The organism is Rickettsia sp., from assembly GCF_965035265.1.
In genome coordinates, this window is sequence record NZ_CBCDJS010000034.1 from 1 (window position 1) to 12,046 (window position 12,046).

Here is a 12,046-nt window from a genome sequence, read left to right on the forward strand (position 1 = left end):
GTTCATATATTTTGTCTTGATTTTTCAGGCCATTATATTTTAACCAGGCATTAATGAAAGCTGCATCACAAGGTAATTTAGAGGCAGTAAAAAGCTTGTACTTAGTGGTGCTGATATATATTTTAGGGATCATCAAGGAGATACTGCCTTGTCACTTGCAGCAGGTAGCGGTTATTTAGATATTTTAGAATATTTAAGTAGTTTGAAGAAAAGTGAGATCAATTAACGAATAATAGAACAATTTAGTAACATAGGATATAAGACAATGGGTAAAAAAGAAAGCAAGAAGAATAAATTAAATGATTTTCACAAAGAGCAGCTAGAAAACCATAAGGCGATATTTGCGAGTGTTGAGCCTATTATAACGCAGGATGGTAAGGAGCAAGGATATCAGAATGATATTAAGGCAAAGAAAGAAAATAAGATCAAACATTTTATTACTAAATTATTTGGAGTATCGCATAAGAGCAGTAAAAAAGTAGTTGCAGATAAGCGTAGTGGTAAGCCGGATCAAAATAATAATCTTGAGGTTCAAGACACTATAGAAGCAAAGATCAAACAAATGAGTTCAAAAGAGGTGTTACAATTTTTGAATAGAGATGAAATACAACCATCAGAGGTCAGTGATAAGGGTAATGTTAAGGTTAATAGTGTTAATATTGAAGATCAGATAAAGAATATGAATTCAGCTGAGATATTACAGTTTTTAAATACAGATGATTTATCGAATAAAAAAATAGTTTCAGCAAATGAGCTCACAATGCAAGGTAAAGTAGCTGCGGAAAGGAAAGAAGCTGTCTCATGGGTTTCGACTATAACGCAAAGTAAGAGTAATAAAGACAGAGGCAGATAAATAATCAGTATTCTCGGTAATAATCATGACTAGCACTAATAGAGTTAAACGTGGCAGATTTATAACATTAGAAGGTGTAGATGGTAGTGGTAAATCCACGCAATGCCGTATGTTAAAGGAATATTTAAGTGCTCAGCACGTTTCTGTTATGTCAACTAGGGAGCCTGGAGGCACAGAGATTGCTGAAGAGATGCGTAGTATCATGGTACATAGAGATTTACTGCCGATGTCAGAGTTATTACAAGTTATGGCAGCACGTTATGATCATATTGTGAAAAAGATTCTTCCTGCAATAGAAGCAGGATATACGGTGATATGTGATAGATTCATTGATTCTACGGTCGTGTATCAAGGTTTAGAGATTGATGGTGGTATGGAACTCGTGTACAGCTTGCATAAAAAGCTTATGCCCTCTATAATGCCGGACATTACGTTCTTTATTGATATAGAGCCAGTATTAGCGATGGAAAGAGCCAGAGTTCGTAATGGTAGTAACTATAGTAGCAGTAACTTGAGAGATAATAGATTTGATATTAAGGACTTAAGTGATTACAAGAAGATTCATAATGGTTTTAGAACATTAGCTGATCAATACCCGAAACGCATCAAAACAATTAGGGTAACAGCTTTGAGTACACCAACGCTAACACATGAGATTATCACAAAATACTATAATGATTTAGATTTAGGATAGAAGAAGGTAAAATATGGCAACAGCAATACACGCACAAAGAGCATTTGAGCATATCGAACAGGAAATAGTAGAGAATATCAAGGGCGATCCTACTCAGGATAATAGTACATCGGAATCCATAAAGAGTAACCGCATATTATCATTATCCGGCGGTGGAGTTAAGGGGATAGCGGAGCTAGTGGTGCTAGCTGAGATAGAAGAGCGAACAGGTAAATCTATATCAGAATTATTTCCTATTATTTCCGGTACTAGTGTCGGTGGTCTTATTGCAGGCTTGCTAACTATTCCAAAAGAGCAAGGCTCAAACATAGCTAAATATAGTGCAAAAGACGCTTTAAAGATATTTACAGACGCAGCGCCGAAGATATTTGAGCATCATTGGTATGACGGAATAAAGCAAATATTTACGCATAAGCATAGTCAAGGACCATTAAAGGAAATATTAGAGCAGCATTTGGCAGGATTAAGATTAGATGATACAACATCTAGATTAATAATCCCTGTCACTGATTTAGCAAGTAAAGACCAAGAGGTTAAAATATTTGACAGTTTCCACGGCTATAGTTCTCATGTTAGAGTAAAAGACGTATTACTTGCAACAACAGCAGCACCTACATATTTTAAGCCTGTAACTAATAAAGAGCATATTACAGGTTATGAGAATCAAGAGGATGCACTTTATGCGTATGCAGATGGAGGACTTGGGGCTAATAGACCAGCATATGAGGCACTCAAGATATTAAAGAACGGTCATAGTAGGGAAGAGAATGCCAAAATACTAGATGATACAATGGTATTATCACTTAACTTTGACAATGATCGTGAGGCTAGCAGCTCTATACCTAAGATAGGATTTGATGGAGTAATAGGTTGGCTTGTTAAAGGCAAGCTAGTTAGTCGTTTAATGCAAAGCAGTGAAGATAGCTCCACAGCAGAGGTAAAGGTAGATTTACCGGGAGAGGATGAGTTTGTGGAAGTAAAGCTACTTATTACTAAAGAGACAAGTAGTTTAGATAATAGTAATCCAAAAAACATAGAAGCATTAGTAGCGGTAGGTCGTAAGTATGTAGAAGACCACACAGAGCAGTTACAGAAGCTATGTGATAATTTAGTAAAATATGTAGAGCTCGAGACTCAAGCTATGACCCATGAGAAAGCAGCAGAAGATACATGGGGAGCAATAGAAGTTAGTTCAGATTTAGAGCATAGTAGTGATGACGATGCTATGATAAATAAGGAAGTAGTTGAAGTGCCCATGGTCAAACGATATGCATACATCACTGGAAATAATGCTGATAAGAGCGATAACGATGATATTGCAAGCAATTCTATTATCACCAACGACAATAGAGAGCAGATACTTGAAGGAATCAAGCAGTATCTCACGTCATTTGCAAATGATAATCCTGATTTAAAGGCAAATATTGATCAGTATTTAGTAGCTGTGAATGATTATAGTAATCAGGAATTAGAGAAGCTAATACTAGATTTTGCAGAAGGGCAAAAGGTAGCAAAAGAAATGGAGCTACATGAGGCAGAAAGCGCGCTTGTACCTTATATGAGTTGCGGCATGGAAGCTAGTCAAGAAGCTATGGAACTTGAAGGGATAGATGATGAGGTATCAAATCATGAGATTTTGGCGTGAAGAATAATAAGGAGTAAATTTGCTATGCAGTATAAAAGCTATAATGTAATAACTGAATCTTTAAATCAAAAGGTTAAGATTTTAGATCGTCTAAGAACCTCAAATGAGGTAGCAACTAAAGAAGATATGCAAATATTGTCTATATCTACCCCATTGGAGAAGGAAGAAATTGCACTAATACTTGAATATAAAGCAAAATCTAGGGAAAAGAAGGAGCAGCATTATCAAACAACGCTCATTGCAACACTAGATGACCGTAATAGATTAATAGAGAAGATTAAAGAAAATGTTACAGATGGCAAACCGTTTGAATATGATATAATTATGAATACGGAGGGTTATCATTGCACGCCTGTACATTTAACGTTTGATAAAGATAAATTGAAAATATTTACAATTGATGCTGCTGATGCACCATCTATTACATATATGCAATTTCTATTCCAGTTAGAAGACATTAAAGATATAGAGAAAGAAATAAATGCTCATTCAGGTTCTATACAAAAAGATAATTTTAGTTGTGCTATATTTAGTATTCAGGATTTGAATACTATGTCAAAGTTAGGTAGTACATTAGGGGAGTATTTACCTCAAATAATGCAGTTAGATATAGCTAAGCTACACCCGCGATTTGTTAAGAATGCACAAAGTATTCAGACTATCAGTAATAATTTAGCAGCTCCAAGAAATAGTGCTTTAAAAGTGAGTAAAAATGAAGATTTAAAAGAGTATACTAATAAATATTCTATTAATATAGGGGAACAAAAGAAGAGGAATTATGCAATCACTTATAAAACACTAAAATACCTCAATGCTGCACAAAAAGAACTTAATGATGCATTTAAATCAGGAGGAAACGAGTTAGTAAAAAATATAATACGGAAAAGAACTGGTGGCATAATTTTTGAGGAGTCAAAATATAATTTTAATAATATTAAAATGCAACAAAAACAAAAAGATAATTTATCAGCTGTTGAAAGACTTAATGCAAGTAGGGCGCGATCTAAATCACCACAACCTGGAACATCAGGGATGGGAAGATAATCTAATTGGTCGGAAGCGTTCTATACGTCTCCAAAAGTATACTTTACGAGACTAATAAAACTCTTGTCTTAATTAATGTCTCATTATATTATTCTTATAACCTTTAAGAGATTATGAGACATTAATATGGCAAAAGTAGGATATGCAAGAGTTAGTTCATCAGGACAGTCCCTAGATGTGCAATTAGATAAATTAAAAGATTGTGATAAAATATTTCAAGAAAAGAAATCCGGTCTTGACGGAACAAGAAGTGCACTTAAAAATGCATTAGATTATGTGCGTGAAGGAGATATCTTTATTGTTATAAAATTAGATAGGTTGGCACGCTCTACTGCACATCTATGCAAAATAGCTGAGCTTCTAGATCAGAAATCTGTAGCTCTGAAAGTCCTAGATCAAAATATTGATACTAAAGATGCAACTGGGCGGTTAATATTTAATGTATTAGGAGCAATTGGACAATTTGAAACTGAGATTAGAGCCGAGAGGCAAATGGATGGCATTCTAAAAGCAAAAGAGCGAGGTATACAGTTTGGGAAGAAACAATACTTAACAAAGCAACAATTAAATGATCTTAAAGAAAAACGAAAACAAGGTACTAAAATCAAAAACCTGATGCAAGAATTCAATTTGTCAAAAGCCTCAATTTATCGCTATCTTGTACAGGAAGTATAAGATGTAATACGCTATTTAGTTGGCGATTCTGAATTGTATTATATGGGATAACACTGATTACTGTCAATGATTGAGTGATAGTTTTTGGTTAATTTCCTATAATTAATAAGTCATTAACCATGCTTGCAGTTTTGAATAACGCAACGAAGTTTTATTATCTTTAATGGCTATAGCTAATGCTTTTTTCTGTCCAACTATTATAACTAGATGCTTGCCTCGGGTGATAGCTGTATAAATTAAATTACGTTTAAGCATCATATAACTCTGCATAGTTAGTGGAATAATTACTGCTGGATATTCTGAACCTTGAGATTTGTGTATTGTAGTAGCATAGGCTAGAGTAATTTGATCAAGGTCACTATAATCATAAACCACATCACAATTATAAAAGTTTATTGTGATTTCTTGGTCCTGTTCATTAATATTATTAATAATCCCTATATCCCCATTATAGACTTCCTTGTCATAATTATTTTCTGTTTGCATAACTTTATCACCAATAGCAAAAGTTTGACCAAATTTTGTTATGCCGCTGCTATAGTTTGGATTTAGTATTTTCTGCAACTCAATATTTAATGATCTAGCTCCTACACCTCCTCTTTGCATAGGGCATAATAATTGAATATCATTTATAGAGTTAAGATTAAATTTATTTGGTATACGTTCCCTTATCATTATAATAATTTTATTAATGATATCTTCTCCATGCTCTGCTTCTATAAAATAAAAATCCGATTCTTTTTTAGTGGGTGTAAGATCAGGTAAGATACCATTATTCACTCGATGAGCATTAATAATAATATTACTTGTTGCAGCTTGCCTAAATATTTCAGTTAACTTAACCGTTGGTATAACTCTAGAATTTATAATATCTTTTAATATTTGCCCAGCACCTACAGAAGGTAGTTGGTCTACATCACCAACTATTAGTAATGCTGAAGTGTGTGGCATCGCTTTTAATAATGCATGAAATAGCGATATATCTACCATTGAAGCTTCATCTATTACTAAATAATCGCATAGTAATGGTGAATCCTCATTACGTTTAAACCCTCCGTAAGCAGGATCGATCTCAAGCAATCTATGTATAGTGGTGGCTTCGAGTCCCGTGCTTTCACTTAAGCGTTTAGCTGCTCTACCAGTGGGTGCACATAATTTAATATTTAAATGCTGCGTAGATAATATTTTAAGTAATGAATTAACCAAGGTAGTTTTTCCTGTTCCTGGTCCACCCGTAATAACCATCAATTTATGCTGAAGTGCTTTTTCTATAGCCGTTTTTTGACTTATTGCAAGCGTAATACCTAGCTCTTGCTCTATTGATGGCAAAACGGCCACGGTATCTATTTTGCCCCAAGTAACAAAAGTTTTTGTCAAATTAACTAGTATTTTAGCGATATTCTTTTCATATATGTAATAACTAGTTAAGAAAATCGATTCTACATTATCAATAGTATCAATTATTAATACATTAGACGCTACTTCTTCTATTATAGCCCGCTCAACTATTTCTTGTTCTATCTCAAGTAATTTCTGAATATTTTGTAGTAATATCTTTTTAGGTAAGCCGCAATGGCCATCTGATATCGCTTCAAGTAATACATGGGTTACACCTGCTTTGGCTCTGATTAAAGAATTCCTATCAATACCTAAATTACGAGCTATGGTATCTGCTGAAATAAATCCAATACCTCTTATATCTTTAGCTAATTGATAAGGGTTATTTGACACTATTTCAATCGCTCTATCACCATATGTTTTGTAGATTCTAGTGGCTCTAGTAGTACCTACGCCATGCGATTGTAGAAACACCATTATTTCACGAATGACTTTTTGTGCCTGCCAATTACTACAAATACGATTAGCTCTTACCTTACCTATCCCATCAACAGTAGATAAAAGATGAGGCTCGTGTTCAATAACTTCAAGCACTCTATCTTTAAATGCTAATACTAATTTCTTAGCAAAATATGGCCCTATGCCTTTAATCAACCCAGAACCAAGATATTTTTCTATACCTTCTAGTGTATCAGGCGGCAATGATTTAATAAAATGTGCCTTAAATTGTTTGCCATGGTTTCTATCGTTATGCCAAATACCACTGCATTTTATATATTCCCCTACTAGTACAGATGGTGTGTTGCCTGTAACGGTTATTAAATCCCTATGACCTTTTACTTTAATACGTAATACACAAAATCCATTATCAGGGCTATGATAAGTAATACGTTCTATGATGCCGGAGATATATTCATTAACATCATGTTTATTCATATAGTTTTATTAAGAATCTAGGAGGTTTTATGCTTTATTTGTATGTATGAGGATATACCCTCTTGATTTCCTTATCCTAGTAATACGCTTAATATTCTTATCCATATCATATGATGAGTTACAGTGGATGACTTTATAATTGCCTTTATTAGAGTACAAAGAACCCCAGCTACATATAAGGTCAGTAGTACCAAATAAATTAGCTTGAGTAGTTAATCTATAATATTTATGATCTTTAGTCCAATAATAAGGCATATGTCAATTAGTTATAAAGATAAGTGCCTATAATAATAGAAGAGCATCCCACTATACCTAGCGCCTCTGCATAAATAAGGGCTTTAGCTTTTTTAACTACACCGTAAATTAACCAGTTAATAAGTAAAAATAAACAAATAAGGTATGCCGGTAATGAAATATCTTCAGCAGATTGAGTTGAGAATATTTTATATGCTTGTATATAATGCATGGATTGTCCAAGTATACCTACAGTCATAATATAATATTCATAATAATTACATATCAAAGCTTTTGCTTTTTTATTAATATTAGCACTAAGATTATCTGGATTATTATTTTTCATTATTTTGATATTTAAGACATTTTAAGACCAATGATCGATATAACTAAGGTAGTAATAAAGAATAATCGTACTATAGATGTTGGTTCATTAAACACAAAAATACCAAGTAATGCAGCGCCTGCAGCACCTATACCAGTCCATACAGCATAAGCTGTACCTATAGGGATTTTATTTAATGTTTTAGCAAGGCAGAATAAGCTTAATATTTCAAATAAAATAAAAAATAATGTTGGTACTAGTTTTGTTAGACCGTTAGAATATTTTAATGCAATAATAAAAGCTATTTCAAAGATGCCTGCTATAACTAGAAGAAGCCAATACATAAAAAATCAACATTATTTGCTAAAATAATCATTTAAAGTTTAGAGATTAACAAGTATCTACCTTTACTTTTCCACTTATCTATAATCTTTGGATTAATAATCAATTGTTCTTTACAATCAAGTAACATTCCGTAAAGAATATGAGCATTATCAGGGTGCAAATAATCAAGTCCTGCTTTAACAAATAATCCACCTAACATAATCTTTTTTCTAGCGTCAGATTTACGATCAAAGGCTACTGTTTTTTGTAATTGCATACGCGTATACCATAATTTTTTTGTGATTAGTTTAATCAGTTTTGATGTTTCCTGATTTTGGTTTACTGGGCATTTTAGATTTCTTATGCACCTCTTTTAATTCATTTAAAAAAGGATGATTTTTATTATCAATATTTTTGACAAACTTTAAAAATCCAATTAGCAATCTATCATCAATAGTTAGAGCATTACAAGATTTGAATATATTAAACAATTCTTCTTTACGCTTCTGAAGCAACTGAGTTTGTTGTAGTGCTAATTGCTCTTCAATTTTAGCTATCCGATCTTTTTTAAGTTGTTGTAAGTTAGCAAGTTTAGTAGCTGTTGCAAGTGTTTTTGTTACCATAGTTCCTCTTACTTCAGAAATTCATCTTATCATATACGTTTTATACTAAGTTAGTATACCAACAAAAACAATCTACAGTCAAGAAAAAGGAAGATATCACACATATTTCATTTACAGATATAGCGGGGGATCATTTAAGGGGGCAGTCAGCCCCCTTAAAACCCTTTAGTAATACACAGGTAAAAATAGATTACAAAAAATAATAAAGTATGATGTAGTAGAAGTGTTCTCGTAAAAGTGCACTTCAACATTTTGTTTGCACAAAATGTCATGCGCTCAGTGAGTAGTAAAATAACTGCTTAACTGATAAATAAAATTAATTTAAAAATTAAAATGGCTTCCTACCACTTTCATAATTCATCAATACAAAGGAGCAAAGGACAAAATGCTGTTGCTACAGCCGCATATATTGCAGCAAGTAAATTAGTATATAGAACCATTGATAAAGAGAGTGGTGAAGAGATTAGTATTACGTATGATTTTACTAATAAGAAAGGAGTGGCATATAGCAAGATATTTGTGCCTGAAAGTTTTGAAGGCGCCGCATGGTTGCAAGATAGAGAGCAGTTATGGAATGCGGCAGAAGCGAGAGAAAAAAGAGAGGATTCTATAACAGGAGTAGAAATTGAATTCTCATTACCCAAGGAAGTAAGTAAAGAACAAAATATTAAGTTAGTAGAAGCATATGTACAAAAAAATGTAGTATCACGAGGCATAGTTTGTGATGTAAATATACATTATGATAATCCGGAGAATCCGCATGTACATATACAGTATTTAAGCAGAAACTTAAAACGTTTAGAGAATGGTGAAATAGTATTTGATAAAAAGGATCGAGAACTGACAAGCAATAATAAATTTCTTGTTAATTTAAGACATCAATGCGAGGTCGAAATCAACAAAGTATATGAGGAAGCAGGGTTACCATTTAGAGTCACTGCTAAGTCATTTAAAACACTTGGTATAGATCAAGAGCCAACGCATCATAAAGGTCCTGCTCATTATATGAAGGCTACTGAACTTGAGGCGAAAAATAAAGAGATCATAGCTGAGAATGCTTCGAGGATATATGAGAATCCTGAAATAGTATTTGGTCGCATTTCGTACACGAAGCCAGTGTTTACTAAAGAAGATATAGCTATTGCATTATCGGATACTTTAATGGTCCATTTAGTGTCAAAAAGCAGTGATATTGCAAAAGAGCAAGAAGCTATTAGAGCATTTGGTAAGGGCTTAGTAAATGAGCAAGCAGGTGGTGGAAATACAGAACAAAATATAGCAGAAAATGCAGTAGATATTACGGCAGGAGGTCAGGCAGGGAATACAGATAGCAACAAAACAGAAAGTAGCACTAACAACCAAGCAGAAAATACTACTAACAACCCAGCTATCGAGCATTTGAACAAAGAATATGGCGAGGAGTTTTTAAGACTTTACAATAAGCTTTTGCTATCTGATAAGATAGAGTTAATGGATCAGAAAGATTTGATGGGCAGAACGCTATATTCCTTGAAATCTAGAGTGAATTTAGAACGTCGTTATGTATCTGCTATAGAGGAGTTAAATGTTCGCGGCGAACATAAGCTAAATATTTTAGATAGCACTATTGGCGAGAGAAACAGTCTTAAAGAACAAATAGGTGAATTAGTAAATGTAGTAGGAGCGAACCTACAAAATAAGTTTAATGATAAGATAGGAGGTAGTTTAGGTTTAAAGCTTAATGTATTTGGCAGCAAGAACCACGAATTTAGTGATGAACAAACTAAGGCGATTTTGTCCGTATGTAACGGCTCTGATATTAGCGTACTTGAAGGGAATCCTGGAGCTGGTAAGACTTTTGTGATGCGAGAGATAGTACGGCAGTATAAAGCAGCTGGCTTTAAGGTAGTAGGTACCGGTCCAAGTAGCGTATCTGCTAAGGTTTTAAGTCGTAATGCTGGAATTAAGGCAGATAACACGAGTTTACTTCGTAAGAAAATCGTAGAATCCAAAGGAGGCGACTTTAAGATAGATTTAAGCAGTAAATATTATGAAGAGGAGGAATATTTTAAATCTATTGGTTGTGATGCAGTCTTCAGCGGCAGCAATGCAGAAGTTCTTGATAGCAAAACTGTATTGATCGCCGATGAGTCAAGTATGATAGAACTTGCTAATATGGACTATCTAGCTCACGAGGTCTTAAGGTCTAAAGCAAAGCTAGTACTTGTTGGGGATAACAACCAGTTTACAGCTGTTGGTATGACTGGAGCGTTTAACAAAGCACGTAAGATTGCAGGAGGAGTTAAGCTTACTGAAGTTAGAAGACAGGAAAAAGTAGAGTACAGGCAGGCGACGAGAGCTATGGGACGCTTTGCAATGCAGGAAGCCATTGAGATATATAGAAAACTAGATGTATTTAATATTAAGGATAATGAGCAGGAAGCTAAAACCAGCTTAGTTACGTCATTTGCTAAGGAATATACTGAGCAGATAGATAATCTTAAGAGAGATGATTTAATAGCTATTAGAAGTATAGCAATTGGAGCATATACGAATGAGAAGGTAGCTGAGTTTAATAGCAGAGTCAGAGATGAGTTAAAGCATAGCGGAGCATTAAAGGGAGCTGAAGTACAAATTAGCAGTGGCGGGCGAATGCTGCCGCTGATGAAAGGCGACCAAATAGTATTTGAGGAGAATAGTTTAAGATACGGTATCAGCAATGGTGAAGTAGGAACAATATTGTCAGTCAAGCCTTCGGTTAAATCGTTTAGTGGTGGTGCGAGTAGTAAAGGCGAGAGCGATGGCGACGGGGTACTTAAAATATTAGTACATAAGGCAGATGGTTCAAAGGATATAATAAATATTGATACTGCTTTTGACGCTGCAAATAATAAGAGACGAGTGAAGTTGGATCATGGATATGCATTAACTGGCTACAAACTGCAAGGTGAGACGGTAGACCGAATGCATGTATATTTTGACCGCTCTATTGGTTATGAGGCGTTTTTGGTGCTCATGTCACGTCATAGACAGGAGGTTAAGCTTCATGCGTCCGCAGAGGAGCTTGAAAATATAGTGTATCAGCGTCTTGATAGTGATGTTGAGACAGTAAGAAATCAGTTCAAGATTAACAGCTATGAGATGCGAGATGAGACGCGTATTAATTCTGCAGGGGAAGAATATACAGTTCAAGTAAAGGAAGAGATACCTAACTGGCTAATCGGCTTAACTCTTGCAGTTAGCAGAAGAGTCAATAATAGGGTAATCCTCCCCAAAAACAATCGACAAAAGGAGTAGAATTTTTTAGAAGTAAAGAAGGAGATTCTATAAATGACAATATCAAAACACAGTGATAGCCAAATCATGTCTATCTTAA

At 34.3% G+C, this 12,046-nt stretch carries 13 protein-coding genes; 7 read left to right on the top strand and 6 right to left on the bottom strand.

From position 1 onward, the window contains the following. Positions 1-148: 148 nt before the first annotated feature. The 6 genes from AC1Z7D_RS03320 (at position 149) to AC1Z7D_RS03345 (ending at position 4,911) form a co-directional block, all read left to right on the top strand. A complete protein-coding gene (locus AC1Z7D_RS03320; protein WP_482601974.1) occupies positions 149-226 on the top strand; it encodes a hypothetical protein in 78 nt (25 codons plus the stop codon). A gap of 39 nt (positions 227-265) precedes the next feature. Next, positions 266-853 carry a hypothetical protein gene (locus AC1Z7D_RS03325; RefSeq protein WP_482601949.1) on the top strand — a complete coding sequence of 196 codons (588 nt, stop codon included), beginning with the start codon at positions 266-268 and terminating at the stop codon, positions 851-853. A 25-nt stretch (positions 854-878) separates the two neighbouring features. Continuing rightward, complete coding sequence (tmk, locus tag AC1Z7D_RS03330; RefSeq protein WP_482601951.1) at positions 879-1,547, top strand: dTMP kinase; 669 nt, start codon at positions 879-881, stop codon at positions 1,545-1,547. 13 nt (positions 1,548-1,560) lie between these two features. Then, entirely contained in the window at positions 1,561-3,192 is a 1,632-nt protein-coding gene (locus AC1Z7D_RS03335) for a patatin-like phospholipase family protein (protein ID WP_482601953.1), read from the top strand. A 24-nt stretch (positions 3,193-3,216) separates the two neighbouring features. Continuing rightward, entirely contained in the window at positions 3,217-4,236 is a 1,020-nt protein-coding gene (locus AC1Z7D_RS03340; RefSeq protein WP_482601955.1) for a hypothetical protein, read from the top strand. A gap of 126 nt (positions 4,237-4,362) precedes the next feature. After that, the gene (locus AC1Z7D_RS03345) at positions 4,363-4,911 is read left to right on the top strand and encodes a recombinase family protein (RefSeq protein ID WP_482601958.1); all 549 of its coding nucleotides are present in this window, start codon (positions 4,363-4,365) and stop codon (positions 4,909-4,911) included. 102 nt (positions 4,912-5,013) lie between these two features. Here the strand turns inward: AC1Z7D_RS03345 and recD2 are convergent, their stop codons facing one another. Genes recD2 through AC1Z7D_RS03375 form a run of 6 tightly spaced genes read right to left on the bottom strand, consistent with a single transcriptional unit; the run spans position 5,014 to position 8,691 of the window. Then, positions 5,014-7,185 (bottom strand): SF1B family DNA helicase RecD2, encoded by a 2,172-nt coding sequence (gene recD2, locus AC1Z7D_RS03350; protein ID WP_482601960.1) that lies wholly within the window; start codon positions 7,183-7,185, stop codon positions 5,014-5,016. 27 nt (positions 7,186-7,212) lie between these two features. Then, positions 7,213-7,440: a WGR domain-containing protein gene (locus tag AC1Z7D_RS03355; protein WP_482601962.1), complete on the bottom strand. Its 228-nt coding sequence runs from the start codon at positions 7,438-7,440 to the stop codon at positions 7,213-7,215. 7 nt (positions 7,441-7,447) lie between these two features. Further along, entirely contained in the window at positions 7,448-7,765 is a 318-nt protein-coding gene (locus AC1Z7D_RS03360) for a SemiSWEET family transporter (protein WP_482601964.1), read from the bottom strand. Positions 7,766-7,776: 11 nt separating this feature from the next. Continuing rightward, entirely contained in the window at positions 7,777-8,088 is a 312-nt protein-coding gene (locus AC1Z7D_RS03365; RefSeq protein ID WP_482601966.1) for a DMT family transporter, read from the bottom strand. A gap of 32 nt (positions 8,089-8,120) precedes the next feature. Then, on the bottom strand, positions 8,121-8,345 hold the full coding sequence (locus tag AC1Z7D_RS03370) for a conjugal transfer protein TraD (protein WP_482601968.1): 225 nt from the start codon (positions 8,343-8,345) through the stop codon (positions 8,121-8,123). 31 nt (positions 8,346-8,376) lie between these two features. Next, complete coding sequence (locus AC1Z7D_RS03375; RefSeq protein WP_482601970.1) at positions 8,377-8,691, bottom strand: hypothetical protein; 315 nt, start codon at positions 8,689-8,691, stop codon at positions 8,377-8,379. Positions 8,692-9,024: 333 nt separating this feature from the next. Here AC1Z7D_RS03375 and AC1Z7D_RS03380 point away from each other — a divergent pair, with 333 nt between their 5' ends. Then, entirely contained in the window at positions 9,025-11,967 is a 2,943-nt protein-coding gene (locus AC1Z7D_RS03380; RefSeq protein WP_482601972.1) for a MobA/MobL family protein, read from the top strand. Positions 11,968-12,046 lie beyond the last annotated feature (79 nt).